The organism is Rodentibacter haemolyticus (assembly GCF_015356115.1).
GTDB classification, from domain to species: domain Bacteria; phylum Pseudomonadota; class Gammaproteobacteria; order Enterobacterales; family Pasteurellaceae; genus Rodentibacter; species Rodentibacter haemolyticus.
In genome coordinates, this window is sequence record NZ_CP063056.1 from 1,243,583 (window position 1) to 1,260,033 (window position 16,451).

Genomic DNA, 16,451 nt, shown 5'->3' on the forward strand with positions numbered 1-16,451 from the left:
TTATGCAATATGAGCTAGCCCGCACAGAACGAGGAGAAATCCTTGGTATTACCGCTAAAATGGCAAATCGCCACGGATTGATCGCAGGCGCAACCGGCACGGGGAAAACCGTTACCTTACGAAAAATAGCAGAAGCTTTTAGCGATGACGGCGTACCTGTTTTTTTAGCGGATGTAAAAGGTGATCTTTCCGGTTTGGTTAAACAGGGTCAATTTAGCGGCAAAATTGCAGAACGTATTGAACAATTTGAATTAGGCAATGAAAGCTACTTGAATAATTACCCTGTTTCATTTTGGGATGTGTTCGGTGAAACAGGCATTCCGTTGCGCACAACCATTTCCGAAATGGGGCCGCTGTTACTCTCTCGTTTATTAAATTTAAATGCGACCCAAGAGGGCTTGTTAAATTTGGTTTTCCGTGTTGCAGACGACAAAGGTTTATTGCTTATTGATTTAAAAGATCTGCGCGCAATGCTGAAATATGTAGCGGAGAACGCTAAAACCTTCCAACTGGAATATGGCAATGTATCGGCGGCGAGTGTGGGAGCTATTCAGCGTGCGCTACTCACCCTTGAAAATGAAGGCGCAACAAATTTATTCGGTGAACCGGCACTTAATCTTGAAGATTGGTTGCAAACCCGTGATGGAAAAGGTGTTATCAATGTACTAAATTCAGAAAGATTAATTAATTCACCAAGAATATATAGCGCATTTTTACTGTGGTTAATGTCTGAACTTTTTGAACAATTACCGGAAGTAGGTGATCCGGATAAACCCAAATTCGTGATGTTCTTTGACGAAGCCCATTTATTATTTGATGGCGCACCGGCAGTATTGGTTGAAAAAGTGGAACAAGTCGTACGCTTAATTCGTTCTAAAGGGGTAGGCATTTATTTCGTTACCCAAAATCCATTGGATTTACCGGATACGGTTTTAGGGCAATTAGGTAATCGTGTACAACACGCCCTACGCGCTTTCACACCACGCGACCAAAAAGCGGTAAAATCGGCAGCGGAAACTTTCCGCGCCAATCCAAATGTGAATGTTGTCGAAAGCATTTCCACACTCGGTGTAGGGCAAGCATTGGTTTCATTCTTAGATGAAAAAGGGATGCCGACTCCGGTGGAAATCGCTTATATTTATCCGCCGAAAAGCCAACTTGCTCCACTTAACACGGAAGAACGCACCGCTTGGGTGAAAGATGATGAGCTTTATTCGTTCTATAAAGACTATATAGATAACGAATCCGCCTTTGAAATATTAAATAGCCAAGCGGATCTTACTGCGGTTCAACAAAAACAAGCGGAACAGGCTCAAGAAGAACAAGAAAACGGTATCTTAGGTAGCCTCAGCCGTATGCTCTTCGGAGCAAAAAAACGAGGCGAGAAACTCAGCCCGACCGAACAAATCGTTAATAGCGTGGCAAAATCCGTTGGACGCAATATCCGTAATGAGGTCACAAAACAAATTATGCGTAGTGTTTTAGGCGTATTAAAGAAATAACAAAAAAGTGCGGTCATTTTTACCGCTATTTATAAGGAGAAAACTATGTCAGATGTCTTTCACTTAAACTTAACCAAAGCACAATTAAAAGGTGCAACGCTTGCCATTATCCCAGGAGATCCGGCACGTACCGAACGCATTGCCAAACATCTGGATAACCCGGAGTTTCTTGCCAGTACCCGAGAATTCACCTCTTGGCTTGGTTATCTGAACGGTCAACCTCTTGTGGTTTGTTCCACCGGTATTGGTGGTCCTTCAACTTCCATTTGCGTGGAAGAATTAGCACAACTTGGCGTGCGTACATTCTTACGTATCGGCACAACAGGGGCAATTCAGCCTCATATTAACGTCGGTGATATTCTTATCACCACAGGGGCTGTACGTTTAGACGGAGCAAGCTTACATTTCGCCCCGCTTGAATATCCTGCCGTGGCAGATTTTGAATGTGTCACCGCGTTATTCAGTGCCTCAAAAGAAAAAGGCATTAAACCTTTAGTGGGAATTACCGCCTCATCGGACACCTTCTATCCGGGTCAAGAACGTTACGATACTTACAGCGGTAAGGTTTATCGCACTTATCAAGGTTCACTCAAACAATGGCAAGATCTTAATGTAATGAATTACGAAATGGAAGCGGCGACATTATTCACCATGTGCAATGCTTTGGGTCTGCGCGGTGGTATGGTTGCCGGCGTAATCGTAAACCGCACCCAACAAGAAATCCCAAACGAAGCCACAATCAAAGGCACTGAAGAAAAAGCAATTTCAGTCGTGGTTGAAGCGGCAAGAAAATTATTAGCTTAATGAGTAAAGGCGTTTTTGAAAAATCAAAAACGCCTTTTAGCTAAAGCATAATTTCTGCATTCCACTTTTTCCCCTCTATATTTACGATCAGGCTCACATTTTTATCACAAAGATAAAAAATTCACTTGATACTGTATATCAATACAGATACAATCTACGCAAATTTGATAACGCAAAAAGGTTAAAAAATGGCAACTCAAGAAGAAAAACAAAAAGCACTTGCTGCGGCATTAGGGCAAATTGAAAAACAATTTGGTAAAGGCTCCATTATGAAATTGGGAGACACCAAAACGCTTGATGTTGAATCAATCTCAACAGGATCAATCGGTTTGGATGTCGCATTAGGTATCGGCGGTTTACCAATGGGGCGCATCGTTGAGATTTTCGGACCGGAATCTTCCGGGAAAACCACACTAACCCTCTCCGTTATCGCTCAAGCACAAAAAGCAGGAAAAACCTGTGCCTTTATTGACGCCGAACACGCACTAGATCCTATTTATGCGGCTAAACTTGGGGTTGATGTAAAAGAATTACTGGTTTCTCAGCCGGACAATGGTGAACAAGCGCTTGAAATCTGTGATGCTCTTGTTCGCTCCGGTGCGGTTGATGTCGTTATTGTGGACTCCGTTGCCGCACTTACACCAAAAGCGGAAATTGAAGGCGATATGGGTGATTCCCATATGGGTTTGCAAGCCCGCTTAATGTCTCAAGCGTTACGTAAATTAACCGGTCAAATTAAAAATGCCAACTGTTTGGTAATCTTTATCAACCAAATTCGTATGAAAATCGGGGTAATGTTCGGCAATCCGGAAACAACAACCGGCGGTAATGCACTTAAATTCTACTCATCTGTTCGCTTAGACATTCGTCGCACAGGCTCAGTAAAAGACGGTGATGAAATTATCGGTAATGAAACAAAAGTAAAAGTGGTAAAAAACAAACTTGCCGCACCATTCCGCCAAGTAGATTTCCAAATTCTTTATGGAGAAGGAATTTCAAAAGCCGGTGAATTGATTGAACTCGGTGTAAAACATAAACTTGTCGATAAATCAGGTGCTTGGTACGCTTACAATGGTGAGAAAATCGGTCAAGGTAAAGCCAATGCAATGAAATGGTTACACGAAAATCCGGAAAAAGCGGGAGAGTTGGAATCTAAACTCCGCGCCGAATTAGTTGCGAATCCTGAACAATCGCTTATGGCGGATATTGAACAAGCCGAAGAGAATTCTTCAGACGAGTTAGAATAGTCTTTAACCTTGATCAAGTGCGGTCAAATTTCTCGTTAAATTTTGACCGCACTTTTTATGGAAAAAACAATGGCTTTAAATTATGTCATGAATTTGCTGGCACGCCGTGAATACAGTGAATTTGAACTCCGCAACAAAATGCAGGAAAAAAACTTTTCCGAACAGGAGATCGAAAACGTCTTAGCTTATTGTCAGCAAAAAAACTGGCAAAATGATAAACGTTTTACAGAAAACTATATTAACGCCCGTTCCCAACGAGGATATGGCATTAATCGAATTAAACAAGAACTTCGCCAATTAAAAGGCATAGCCACGGATGTTATTGAGGAAACCCTTTCTGAAACGGATATAGATTGGGAATCTGTTGTTCTTACGACATTAAGCAAAAAATTTCCGAATTACACTGAAAAGCAAACACTAAAAAATAAGCAAAAGATTTGGCAATATATGCTTTCTCATGGTTTTTCCGGTGAAGAATTTTCTGATTTTATCGGCACAGCTCCGGAAGATGATTTTTAACCTAAAATTTAATGAGTAATTTGCACAATAAAATACCCAAAGCTGTACAAATCAATCCTCCTAGCAAATGGGTAGAAATAACGGCAATACCATTAAACCATTTATCAGATATAAGTTGCTCGATCACCTCACCTGAAAAAGAGGAAAAAGTCGTAAATGACCCAAGAAATCCGGTAACAATAAATAATTTCCACAAAGGATTAATCTGTGGGTATTGCCAAAATATCGTGATAAATACCCCCATCAAAAAACATCCTGTCAAATTGGCTAACAATGTACCGAAGGCGATGGTGGAAAAGAGAGAATTAAGCCATTGACTTAATCCCCATCTCCCTAATGCGCCAAGAACTGCCCCACTCCCTACACATAATAATGACTGCAACATTATTTTATTCCAAAAATATCTCTAAGATATTGTGCGACAGCTTCATCTTTATTTGAACCGATTTGTTCAAGTGATGGGCAGGCTTGTTTTAAACGAATATCAGCATTCTCCATTACACAACCTTTCCCCACATTCGTTAACATTTCCACATCGTTCATTCCATCACCAAAAGCAATGCAATTTTCTAAATCATAATCTCGTTGGGCTAACACATATTTTAAAGCACTACCTTTAGAAACATCTTTATTCATAACCTCTAAGCACGTTAATGCGGAATAAACTATCGTTGTTCTATCGCCAAAATGTTCACGTAAATATCGCTCAACACCCACTAAATCTTCCGGTGTTTTACCAATAAAGAAGAGTTTTTCTACTGCACGCGCATGATGCTGAGAAAAATCAACCACTTCGTACATAAAATTAGAGTCTTGGTGAAATTCTTTTAGAATCGGCACATCCCTATTAATAAACCAACCTTCATCATGATAAGTATTTAAACAAACCCTATTCTCATCAAAGGGGGTTTTATACAATTCAAATACAACATCTTCCGGCAAACTGTTGCTATAAATAAGGTTTCCCTCCAGATCTCTGGCTCTTGCCCCGTTTGATGTGATCATTACAGCACGTTCCGCACCTATTTTTCCTAGAATAGAAGAAACGTCCGTGTGATTTCTTCCTGTTGCAAGAATAATGTCAATTCCCAACTGCTCTAACTTATTTAAAGTATCAATAGTAAAGTTTCCAATCATATGGTTGGTGTTTAATAATGTACCGTCAAGATCCGAGACAACTGCTCGAAAGGGTTGTTTTAACATAGAAAATCCTCTGAAACATTTCTGTACCATAGAAAACGACAGCACCTTTTGATTAAATTCAAGCACTAGTCATTATCAAATAGACAAAAGGCAGATCCTCCGATCTGCCTTCTTATTTAATCACTTATCATCAAATTCATTATTTGATAATTTTCGCAACCACGCCCGCACCTACTGTACGGCCACCTTCACGAATCGCAAAACGTAAACCTTGGTCCATCGCAATCGGGTGAATTAGGCTTACTGTCATTTTGATATTATCCCCCGGCATTACCATTTCAACACCTTCCGGTAATTCGATTGTACCCGTTACGTCTGTCGTACGGAAATAGAATTGTGGACGGTAACCTTTGAAGAATGGTGTATGACGACCACCTTCATCTTTCGATAATACGTACACTTCTGATTCGAAATCAGTGTGTGGGGTGATTGAACCCGGTTTCGCTAACACTTGACCACGTTCGATTTCTTCACGTTTCGTTCCACGTAATAATGCACCGATGTTTTCACCCGCACGACCTTCGTCAAGCAATTTACGGAACATTTCAACACCCGTTACGGTTGTTTTCGCCGTATCTTTGATACCAACGATTTCTACTTCATCACCCGTACGGATGATACCACGCTCTACACGACCTGTTACTACCGTTCCACGACCTGAGATTGAGAATACGTCTTCAATCGGAAGAAGGAACGGTTGGTCAATCGCACGTTCCGGTTCCGGAATGTAAGTATCTAAGTGGTTTGCTAACTCAAGAATTTTTTCTTCCCACGCCGCATCACCTTCTAATGCTTTTAATGCAGAACCGCGCACGATTGGCGTATCGTCACCCGGGAAGTCATATTGAGAAAGAAGTTCACGCACTTCCATTTCTACTAATTCTAATAATTCTTCATCATCTACCATGTCGCATTTGTTTAAGAAGACGATGATGTAAGGCACACCTACTTGGCGACCTAATAAGATGTGTTCACGTGTTTGTGGCATCGGACCATCTGTCGCCGCTACGACAAGAATTGCGCCGTCCATTTGTGCCGCACCGGTAATCATGTTTTTTACATAGTCGGCGTGTCCCGGACAGTCTACGTGTGCATAGTGACGGGTCGGCGTATCGTATTCAACGTGTGAGGTGTTGATGGTGATACCACGCGCTTTTTCTTCCGGCGCATTATCAATTTGGTCGAATGCTCTCGCCGCTCCACCGTAGTGTTTTGCCAATACAGTTGTGATGGCTGCTGTTAAAGTTGTTTTACCGTGGTCAACGTGGCCGATTGTACCCACGTTTACGTGCGGTTTTGTACGTTCAAATTTTTCTTTAGACATTGCTAATATTTCCTAAAAGTGCGGTATAAAACAAAGCCGTTTTACACCGCTGGTTTACAAAAATTATTTTTTACGCGCTTCAATTACTGCTGCTGCAACACTTGTCGGAGCTTCAGCATATTTTAACGGTTCCATTGAGTATGATGCACGACCTTGAGTTTGTGAACGTAAATCCGTTGCATAACCGAACATTTCAGAAAGTGGAACTTCCGCATCAATTTTAACAACGAATTCATTCGCTTCTTGACCGTTAACCATAGCACGACGACGGCTTAAGTCACCGATTACATCACCCACATACTCAGGTGGAGTTTCAACTTCTACTTTCATGATCGGTTCAAGTAGAACAGGGTTTGCTTTTGCGAATGCAGCTTTAAACGCTAAAGAGGCCGCAAGTTTAAACGCTAATTCAGATGAGTCCACATCATGGTATGAACCGAAGTGTAAACGAACACCGATATCAACTACCGGATAGCCTGCCAACGGACCTGATTTAAGTTGTTCTTGAACACCTTTATCAACAGCCGGAATGTATTCACCAGGAATCACACCGCCTTTGATTTCGTTCACGAATTCATAACCCGGACCTTCAGGCTCTAACGGATATAAGTCGATAACAACGTGACCATACTGACCGCGACCACCGGATTGTTTCGCGTGCTTACCTTCAACATCGTTAACACGTGTACGGATTGTTTCACGGTAAGATACTTGCGGTTTACCGATATTCGCTTCCACTTTAAACTCACGTTTCATACGGTCAACGATAATATCTAAGTGCAATTCACCCATACCGGAGATGATGGTTTCACCGGATTCTTCATCAGTATGAACACGGAACGAAGGGTCTTCTTGTGCTAAGCGACCTAATGCGATACCCATTTTCTCTTGGTCTGCTTTTGTCTTAGGTTCTACCGCAACAGAAATTACAGGCTCAGGGAACTCCATACGCTCGAGGATAATCGGTGCTTCAATCGCACACAATGTATCACCTGTGGTCACATCTTTTAAGCCAATTGCCGCTGCGATATCACCAGCGCGAACTTCTTTAATCTCTTCACGTTTGTTAGCATGCATTTGAACAATACGACCGAAACGTTCACGTTTTTGACGTACAGAGTTCAACACTGTATCACCTGAGTTAATCACACCTGAATACACACGGAAGAAAGTTAAGTTACCAACAAACGGGTCTGTTGCGATTTTGAACGCAAGTGAAGAGAACGGCTCATCATCACTTGCATGACGCTCACCTTCGGTTTCATCCGGATTAATCCCTTTAATTGCAGGAATATCCGTTGGTGCCGGTAAGTATTCAACAACCGCATCAAGCATTGCTTGAACACCTTTGTTTTTGAACGCAGAACCACAGGTTACCAAGATAATTTCGTTCGCTAATACGCGTTGGCGAAGACCGAGTTTGATTTCTTCTTCGGTTAAATCTTCACCGCCAAGGTATTTTTCCATCAATTCTTCTGATGCTTCAGCTGCTGCATCAACTAAGTTTTGACGCCATTCTTCACAGTCTGCAACCATATCGGCAGGAATATCTTCATAAGTGAAGGTCATACCTTGATCCGCTTCGTTCCAGTTAATTGCTTTCATTTTGATCAAGTCAACTACACCGGTGAAATTATCTTCTGCACCGATTGGAAGTTGAAGAGGAACGGCATTCGCACCTAAACGGGTTTTTAACTGTTCAACAACACGTAAGAAATTCGCACCGGTACGGTCCATTTTGTTAACGAACGCGATACGCGGAACTTCGTATTTGTTAGCTTGACGCCATACTGTTTCTGATTGAGGCTGAACACCGCCCACCGCACAGTAAACCATTACCGCACCATCAAGAACACGCATAGAACGTTCTACTTCAACAGTGAAGTCCACGTGTCCCGGAGTATCAATAACGTTAATACGATGTTGTGGGAATTGCTGTGACATACCGGACCAGAAGGCTGTCGTTGCCGCAGAGGTAATAGTGATACCGCGCTCTTGCTCTTGTTCCATCCAGTCCATTGTTGCCGCACCATCGTGTACTTCACCGATTTTGTGGCTCACACCTGTATAGAATAAGATACGTTCAGTAGTAGTTGTTTTACCCGCATCAATGTGCGCACTAATACCGATATTGCGATATCTTTCAATAGGAGTTGTACGTGCCATTATTATAACCTTGTTTAGTTTAATATATATTTATATAAGGGTAAGGCTTCATCAATGATGAAGCCCTTTAAATTCAAAAGCTTATTACCAACGGTAGTGAGCAAATGCTTTATTGGCTTCAGCCATACGATGAACATCTTCACGTTTTTTCACAGCTGCGCCTTTGTTATCGGATGCATCCGACAATTCATTTGCAAGGCGTAAAGCCATTGATTTGTCACCGCGTTTACGTGCAGCCTCAACGATCCAACGCATACCTAATGCGTTACGACGAACCGGACGCACTTCAACCGGTACTTGGTAAGTAGAACCACCAACACGACGAGATTTAACCTCAACGGTCGGGCGCACATTTTCAAGTGCGGCTTCAAATGCTTCTAAAGGTTCTTTACCCGTACGTTGAGATAATGTTTCTAACGCACCATAAACGATTGATTCGGCAACGGATTTCTTACCGTCTACCATGATTACATTAATAAATTTTGCAAGTAATTCTGAACCGAATTTCGGATCTGGAAGAATCTTGCGTGGTTCAATACTACGACGACGTGGCATTGCGATTTCTCCGTATTTTAATCTTCAGGATATCCAAAACCCATCAGCAATATTTCTCATTGAGAAACTTTGCAGCGCAAAGCGCTTTTTGACTGGAGTTTATGGTTTAAATTGTTTTGCTAATTTAGACGTTTGGCCTTACTTAACGGAGAACCATTAAGCTTTAGGACGTTTAACGCCGTATTTAGAACGACCTTGTTTACGATCTTTAACGCCTGCACAGTCTAATGCGCCGCGTACGGTGTGGTAACGCACACCCGGTAAGTCTTTAACACGACCACCACGGATTAATACAACACTGTGCTCCTGAAGGTTGTGACCTTCACCACCGATATAAGAAGTTACTTCAAAACCGTTAGTTAAGCGGATACGACATACTTTACGTAGCGCTGAGTTAGGTTTTTTAGGAGTTGTAGTATATACACGAGTACATACACCACGTTTCTGCGGGCAAGCCTCTAATGCAGGAACGTTGCTTTTTACAACCTTTTTCACACGCGGTTTGCGTACTAGCTGGTTGATAGTTGCCATTAAAAAAGCTCCAGTTTAAATGTTATTCAATAATAGAATGTTGTTCAAAAATTCTACTTCCATACAGAAATAGACGGCGAATTTTAATCGCTATACGCCCACTTGTCAATAAGTAAACAGCGGGCAGGATCGCAATAAAGATCCTTGTCGGATCAGAAAAAGAGCGGTCAAAAATAAACAATTTTTTTAAAGAATAGCCTACACCGATTGCCCGATAACTTAACCCGATTTATAATTTCACAAAAACCGATAACCATGATGTCAATGCTACGAACAATCCTCATACGCACACGATATTTCTACCACAAAAAACTCCGCCAAACCCACCGAATATCACGTAAAACCTTGGAATTTGCCTGTCTTATTATCGGTGCCGCACTTGTTGCGTTCTTTTCGCTCGGTTTTGCGAAACTGGCAGATATAGGATTAGAACTCAACGCCCATTGGTCAACCCGATATCCGCTTGCCGTTTGGTTTGTGCTCCCCATCGGACTTGCCTTACTCACTTGGTTCACCGCAAAATTTACGCCTTATGTAAGCGGCAGCGGTATCCCGCAAGTGATAGCTTCCATTAATCTCCCGCACAGTAATTACAAAACCAAACTGTTGGCTTTCGGACAAACCCTATGGAAAATTCCTCTAACTTTTTTAGCCATGCTTATCGGTGCTTCCGTTGGGCGTGAAGGCCCTTCCGTGCAAGTGGGGGCGGCAGTGATGCTTGCATGGGGAAATTTCTGCCGAAAATATAATTTTGCCTTTAAAGGATTAAGCACGAACGAACTTATGGCGACAGGTGCTGCCGGAGGGCTGGCAGCGGCTTTTAACGCCCCCTTGGCAGGTGTTATCTTTGCCATTGAAGAACTCGGTCGCGGTGTTGTGCTGCGTTGGGAACGCCGAGTGTTAATGGGTGTATTGGCTGCAGGCTTTATTTTAGTTGCAATTGAAGGTAATAGCCCTTACTTTCCCACTTATAAAGGTGCAACGGATGTTCCCCGCCTTTATTTGTGGCTTATCGTTTGCGGTATTACTTGCGGGATTCTTGGCGGTATTTTCGGACGCCTATTGGCCAAAGGCATTGCCGGTATTTCTCCTGAAAAATGGCGCGGATGGCTTCGTCGCCACCCGATTTACGTCGCCTTATTGCTCGGATTATTCCTTGCAGCCGTAGGAACTTACAGCAAAGGACAGACTTACGGTACGGGCTATGATGTAGTCGCACGGGCATTAGAAGGGCAACTTATCGATCCCGAAATCGGGATTCTAAAACTTTTCACTACCGTAGCAACTTATTGGAACGGTATTGCCGGCGGTATTTTCACACCTTCCCTCACCACAGGCGCCGGCATCGGCACAATGTTATGGGAGCTCAGCAACGGTGCTGTTGATCAACGTTTCCTTGTCATTTTATGTATGGCGGCATTTTTAGCGGGCGGCACCCAATCACCGGTAACCGCCAGTGTCGTTGTGATGGAAATGACAGGGGCGCAGCCTATGCTCATTTGGCTCTTGATTTCCAGTATTATTGCCGCCATAATCTCGCGCCAATTTAACCCTAAACCCTTTTATCACTTCGCGGCAGGACGTTTTCGTCAGCGTATGCAAGAACTTCAAACACAAGCTCTCAACCGCGATAAACAAGAGAAATAAAAATGCCTCAAAATCAACCGCACTTTTTTTATCGCGGACGTTTTTCCGTTGCTCCGATGCTCGATTGGACAACCCGTCATTGTCGTTATTTTCACCGCCAATTTTCTAAGTACGCCTTACTCTATACGGAAATGGTGACGGCTCCTGCGATTATTCACGCCAAATACGATCATTTAGATTTTGACCCTCGTGAAAACCCTGTCGCATTACAATTAGGCGGAAGCGATCCTGATCAACTAAAGCATTGCGCAAAGTTAGCGGAAGAACGTGGCTACCACGAAATCAATTTGAATGTCGGCTGCCCTTCTGATCGCGTACAAAACGGAATGTTCGGCGCTTGCTTAATGGCAAAGGCGGGTCTGGTGGCGGAATGTATCGCACAAATGCAAAGTGTGGTGAACATTCCCGTTACGGTGAAAACACGCATCGGAATTGATGATCTGGATAGTTACGAATTTTTATGCGACTTTATCGAAAAAGTACAAAATCAAGGCTGCAACGAGTTTATTATCCACGCCCGTAAGGCTTGGCTTTCCGGCTTAAGTCCAAAAGAAAATCGCGAAATTCCCCCTCTTGACTATGAACGCGTGTATCAACTGAAACGTGATTTCCCCCATTTAACGATAGCGATAAACGGTGGCATCAAAACCGTAGAAGAAATGAAACGGCATTTACAATTTGTCGATGGTGTAATGGTCGGTCGTGAAGCATATCAAAACCCGAGTTTACTCGGCACAATTGATAATGCACTCTTTGATGAAAACGCCCCCATTGTTACGCCACGGGAAGCCGTGCTTGCTATGTTACCTTACATTGAACAGCAACTTAGCCAAGGAGTATATTTGAACCATATCGCCCGCCATATGCTCGGTGCTTTCCAAAACTGTAAAGGCGCACGCCAGTGGCGTCGTTATTTAAGTGAAAACGCCTTCAAACAAGGGGCGGGAATTGAAGTAATTGAAACCGCACTAAGCTTTGTCGAGGATTAAAAATCAAACAAAAAATAAAACGAACCTCATAAATTTCAAGTGCGATTAAAAACAAGCGCACTTTTTATCTTCATTTCGGACAACACCTAATCTATGGTATGCTACCCGCCGATTTATTGAGCCTTAATGCACAATTACACAGGAATTTTTATGTATGAAGTAAAACTGAATTATCACAAAACGCACTTCTTAACCAGCGCCCCCAATATCCGTGCAATTCCGCAGGACACAGGGATTGAAATAGCCTTTGCAGGTCGCTCAAATGCGGGAAAATCCACCGCACTCAATGCATTGACGAATCAAAAAAACCTTGCGCGAACCTCAAAAACACCGGGTCGTACCCAGCTTATCAATTTATTTGAAGTCGAACCTAACTGCAAATTAGTGGATTTACCGGGCTATGGCTATGCGGCGGTGCCGGAGCAAATGAAAATCCAATGGCAAAAATCCTTAGGGGAATATCTACAAAAACGTGAATGTTTGGCGGGATTAGTGGTGCTGATGGATATTCGCCATCCCTTAAAAGATCTCGATCAGCAAATGATTGAGTGGGCGGTTTCAGCGGATTTACCTATACTTTTATTGCTTACCAAAGCGGATAAATTAAGTCAAAGCGCACGTAGCAAACAAGTGAAAATAGTGCGTGAAGCCATTCTTCCATTCCAAGGCGATATTCAAGTAGAAGCCTTTTCCGCACAAAATAAAATCGGCATTGATAAACTCGCCGCTAAATTAGACGGCTGGTTTTCACCGATTTTTACCGAATAAAATAAAAATTTTGCGATCCGGATCGCAAAAACAGCCTGTGATGAATGATTTCATCGCAGGCTTTTTTTATAGTGCAAAAAATCCATTAAATACAACCGCACTTTAAATGATTTCGGGTATGTCTCATACGCTTATTCGCATTTCAAGACGATTCGTGCCGTTTCCTACAGATTTACGCATTTAAGGAATCTTATGTCTCTTGCCATTGTTTACAGCCGCGCCTCTATGGGGGTTCAAGCCCCTCTTGTGACCATTGAAGTTCATTTAAGTAATGGCAAACCGGGCTTTACCCTTGTCGGATTGCCGGAAAAAACTGTAAAAGAAGCTCAAGATCGTGTCCGTAGCGCATTGATGAATGCACAATTCAAATACCCTGCAAAACGCATTACCGTCAATCTTGCACCGGCAGATTTACCAAAAGAAGGCGGGCGTTTTGATCTTCCCATTGCCATCGGCATTCTTGCGGCATCGGATCAACTTGACGGCTCCCGTTTAAAGCAGTTTGAGTTTGTCGGTGAACTCGCATTAACCGGCTATTTACGTGGCGTACACGGTGTTATTCCTGCCATTCTCGCAGCACAAAAATCCAAACGAGAGCTCATCATCGCAAAACAAAATGCCAATGAAGCCTCTTTGGTTTCCGAACAAAACACCTATTTTGCGCAAACACTTTTAGATGTGGTGCAATTTCTTAATAATCAGGAAAAATTACCCCTTGCTTCAGAACTGACGGACGAAAGTGCGGTCAATTTTCCCCATAAAAATCCGTTGGATTTAACGGATATTATCGGGCAACAACATGCGAAACGCGCTCTCACAATTGCGGCGGCAGGACAACACAATTTATTGTTTCTCGGCCCACCGGGAACCGGTAAAACAATGCTTGCCTGTCGATTAACCGCACTTTTGCCCGAAATGACCGATCAAGAAGCGATTGAAACGGCTTCCGTTACAAGCCTTGTACAAAATGAACTGAATTTTCACAACTGGAAACAACGTCCATTTCGCGCACCACACCATAGTGCCTCTTTGCCGGCATTAGTGGGTGGAGGCACGATTCCTAAGCCGGGAGAAATTTCCTTAGCACACAACGGCGTACTTTTTTTAGACGAATTGCCGGAATTTGAACGCAAAGTGCTTGATGCCCTAAGGCAACCACTGGAAAGTGGCGAAATTATTATTTCGCGAGCAAATGCCAAGATTCAATTTCCGGCGCGTTTTCAATTAGTTGCGGCAATGAACCCAAGCCCTACAGGACATTACACCGGCACGCATAATCGAACCTCACCACAGCAAGTTATGCGGTATTTAAATCGTCTTTCAGGGCCGTTTCTAGATCGTTTCGATTTATCCATTGAAGTTCCTCTATTGCCGAAAGGCAGTCTACAACATAGCGGCGAACGTGGGGAAACCAGTGCTCAAGTGCGAGAAAAGGTATTAAAAGTACGAGAAATTCAGTTGGCAAGAGCCGGAAAAATCAACGCTTACTTAACCGGCAAAGAAATTGAACGTGATTGTAAACTGAACGAAAAAGAAGCCCTTTTTTTAGAAAACGCACTGAATAAACTAGGGCTTTCCGTTCGAGCCTACCACCGAATTTTAAAAGTCTCACGAACGATCGCCGATCTCAACGGCGAAAAACAAATTACTCAAGCACATTTGGCGGAAGCATTAGGATATCGGGCGATGGATAGATTATTACAAAAACTGGGGAATATGTGACCGCACTTTACAATGCGTTTTAACTATGAGGGGGGCAATACGCCCCCATGTTTTACATCAATAGTAGGAATGTTCCCCACGCTGATGTTCGGTAACATCTTTCGCCCCTTTCAATTCATTTGGGAATAAACCGATTAGTTGTTTTTCAATCCCATCTTTTAAGGTTACATCCACCATTGAGCAACCGTTACATCCACCACCGAATTGTAGGATAGCATAACCGTCATTCGTAATTTCAATCAACGTAATCCGCCCGCCATGGCTCGCCAATTGCGGATTGATTTGGGTTTGAATAACATATTCGACACGTTCGATTAAAGGTGCGTCATCCGCCACTTTACGCATTTTAGCATTTGGTGCTTTGAGGGTGAGCTGAGCCCCGAGCTCTTCCGTTACATAATCAATTTCCGCTTCTTCCAAAAACGGTAAACTCACTTCATCAATAAAAGCGGAAAAACCTTCATACTTTATTTCGGTATCATTTTCTTCCACCGCATTTGGCGGGCAGTAAGATACGCCGCATTCTGCATTCGGTGTGCCGGGATTCACAACAAAAATACGAATATTTGTCCCTTCTTCTTGAGTATCCAATAATTTACGAAAATGCGCTTGCGCCGCTTCCGAAATAACAATATTTTCCATAATATTCCTTAATACTTGATAAAATCTGTCGGAGATGATACGCCTACCGTCGCATTTTTTCCACTTTTTTTATCTGCATTATACTTATCGGTAATTCTGATTAAGCACGTGCCAATCCCCAAACTTGAATTTCCTGTACACCCGATTTACGCAACTGTTTGGAAATTTCATTAAGCGTAGAACCGGTAGTGATCACATCATCGACCAATGCGATACGTTGATAAGGAAAAGGTTTAGAAAAATTCACCTCAAAAGCATTTTTCAAATTCTGACGACGTGCGGCAGCGGTTAATCCGCGCTGGGTAGGCGTATGTTTTACGCGTTTAACAATATGGGACAAACAAGGAATTTCAAGCCATCGGCTTAATATCTTTGCCAATAGATCCGACTGATTATAGCCACGCTGCCATTGACGAAGATGAGATAAAGGGACGGGAATAATGGCTTGCGGAAATGTCAAACCATGCGTACGTCTCGCCTCATAGGCCGCCAATAACAGCAAACGGGCTAAAGTACGGTCAAGCCAGAACTGTTTTTGAAATTTAAAGCGATGAATGAGATAAGAAATCGGTTCGTGATAATAGCCGACAACAACCATTCGATCCCATGCAGGTTCATTCCGCCGACAATTCCCGCAATGGCGGGAAAAATATTGCAACGGCGCACCACAACTTCCACAATAAATATAACGCCGAACCTGCCTTTGACAGGTTGAACATAATCCACTTACACCTTGTTTTAGCGACGACTGACACAACACACAACTAAACCCAAAAAATGTATCGACGAAAGATGACACTTTTAGTAACGATGTTTTGCATAAACTCATACG

Annotated in this window: 16 protein-coding genes; 8 read left to right on the forward strand and 8 right to left on the reverse strand. The window is 42.8% G+C overall.

The annotated features are described in order from the left end of the window. Window positions 1–2 precede the first annotated feature (2 nt). From IHV77_RS05995 to recX, 4 genes are all read left to right on the forward strand, one after another. Complete coding sequence (locus tag IHV77_RS05995) at window positions 3–1,502, forward strand: helicase HerA-like C-terminal domain-containing protein (protein ID WP_194813169.1); 1,500 nt, start codon at window positions 3–5, stop codon at window positions 1,500–1,502. A 45-nt stretch (window positions 1,503–1,547) separates the two neighbouring features. After that, on the forward strand, window positions 1,548–2,306 hold the full coding sequence (gene udp / locus IHV77_RS06000; protein WP_194813170.1) for a uridine phosphorylase: 759 nt from the start codon (window positions 1,548–1,550) through the stop codon (window positions 2,304–2,306). A 188-nt stretch (window positions 2,307–2,494) separates the two neighbouring features. Continuing rightward, complete coding sequence (gene recA, locus IHV77_RS06005; RefSeq protein WP_194813171.1) at window positions 2,495–3,553, forward strand: recombinase RecA; 1,059 nt, start codon at window positions 2,495–2,497, stop codon at window positions 3,551–3,553. 57 nt (window positions 3,554–3,610) lie between these two features. Then, window positions 3,611–4,072, forward strand: coding sequence for a recombination regulator RecX (gene recX / locus IHV77_RS06010; protein WP_194813172.1), 462 nt, complete (start codon window positions 3,611–3,613; stop codon window positions 4,070–4,072). A 1-nt stretch (window position 4,073) separates the two neighbouring features. On the opposite strand, the gene crcB is transcribed toward recX, so the two are convergent. The 6 genes from crcB to rpsL form a co-directional block, all read right to left on the reverse strand. Beyond that, a complete protein-coding gene (crcB, locus tag IHV77_RS06015) occupies window positions 4,074–4,457 on the reverse strand; it encodes a fluoride efflux transporter CrcB (protein WP_194813173.1) in 384 nt (127 codons plus the stop codon). After that, window positions 4,457–5,275, reverse strand: a complete 819-nt coding sequence (locus IHV77_RS06020) for a Cof-type HAD-IIB family hydrolase (RefSeq protein WP_194813174.1) — start codon at window positions 5,273–5,275, stop codon at window positions 4,457–4,459. The genes crcB and IHV77_RS06020 overlap by 1 nt, the downstream gene beginning before the upstream one ends. Before the next feature lie 139 nt (window positions 5,276–5,414). Continuing rightward, the gene (tuf, locus tag IHV77_RS06025; protein ID WP_018356115.1) at window positions 5,415–6,599 is read right to left on the reverse strand and encodes an elongation factor Tu; all 1,185 of its coding nucleotides are present in this window, start codon (window positions 6,597–6,599) and stop codon (window positions 5,415–5,417) included. A gap of 63 nt (window positions 6,600–6,662) precedes the next feature. Next, window positions 6,663–8,765 carry an elongation factor G gene (gene fusA, locus IHV77_RS06030; RefSeq protein WP_194811115.1) on the reverse strand — a complete coding sequence of 701 codons (2,103 nt, stop codon included), beginning with the start codon at window positions 8,763–8,765 and terminating at the stop codon, window positions 6,663–6,665. Window positions 8,766–8,849: 84 nt separating this feature from the next. Continuing rightward, entirely contained in the window at window positions 8,850–9,320 is a 471-nt protein-coding gene (gene rpsG / locus IHV77_RS06035; RefSeq protein ID WP_194811116.1) for a 30S ribosomal protein S7, read from the reverse strand. Window positions 9,321–9,476: 156 nt separating this feature from the next. Then, window positions 9,477–9,851, reverse strand: coding sequence for a 30S ribosomal protein S12 (gene rpsL / locus IHV77_RS06040; protein ID WP_005543325.1), 375 nt, complete (start codon window positions 9,849–9,851; stop codon window positions 9,477–9,479). A 258-nt stretch (window positions 9,852–10,109) separates the two neighbouring features. Between rpsL and IHV77_RS06045 the strand changes: the two genes are divergently transcribed. The 4 genes from IHV77_RS06045 to IHV77_RS06060 all read left to right on the forward strand — a co-directional run bounded on the left by IHV77_RS06045 (window position 10,110) and on the right by IHV77_RS06060 (window position 14,977). After that, complete coding sequence (locus IHV77_RS06045; protein ID WP_408635293.1) at window positions 10,110–11,498, forward strand: chloride channel protein; 1,389 nt, start codon at window positions 10,110–10,112, stop codon at window positions 11,496–11,498. A gap of 2 nt (window positions 11,499–11,500) precedes the next feature. After that, on the forward strand, window positions 11,501–12,487 hold the full coding sequence (dusA, locus tag IHV77_RS06050) for a tRNA dihydrouridine(20/20a) synthase DusA (protein WP_194811118.1): 987 nt from the start codon (window positions 11,501–11,503) through the stop codon (window positions 12,485–12,487). 150 nt (window positions 12,488–12,637) lie between these two features. Further along, window positions 12,638–13,255: a ribosome biogenesis GTP-binding protein YihA/YsxC gene (gene yihA / locus IHV77_RS06055; RefSeq protein WP_194811119.1), complete on the forward strand. Its 618-nt coding sequence runs from the start codon at window positions 12,638–12,640 to the stop codon at window positions 13,253–13,255. 192 nt (window positions 13,256–13,447) lie between these two features. Further along, window positions 13,448–14,977, forward strand: coding sequence for a YifB family Mg chelatase-like AAA ATPase (locus IHV77_RS06060; protein ID WP_194811120.1), 1,530 nt, complete (start codon window positions 13,448–13,450; stop codon window positions 14,975–14,977). Between the two features lie 57 nt (window positions 14,978–15,034). Here IHV77_RS06060 and nfuA read toward each other — a convergent pair whose 3' ends face one another. Both nfuA and IHV77_RS06070 read right to left on the reverse strand, forming a co-directional pair. Then, on the reverse strand, window positions 15,035–15,619 hold the full coding sequence (gene nfuA, locus IHV77_RS06065; protein WP_194811121.1) for a Fe-S biogenesis protein NfuA: 585 nt from the start codon (window positions 15,617–15,619) through the stop codon (window positions 15,035–15,037). A 100-nt stretch (window positions 15,620–15,719) separates the two neighbouring features. Then, window positions 15,720–16,448 carry a ComF family protein gene (locus tag IHV77_RS06070; protein ID WP_194811122.1) on the reverse strand — a complete coding sequence of 243 codons (729 nt, stop codon included), beginning with the start codon at window positions 16,446–16,448 and terminating at the stop codon, window positions 15,720–15,722. Window positions 16,449–16,451: the final 3 nt, after the last annotated feature.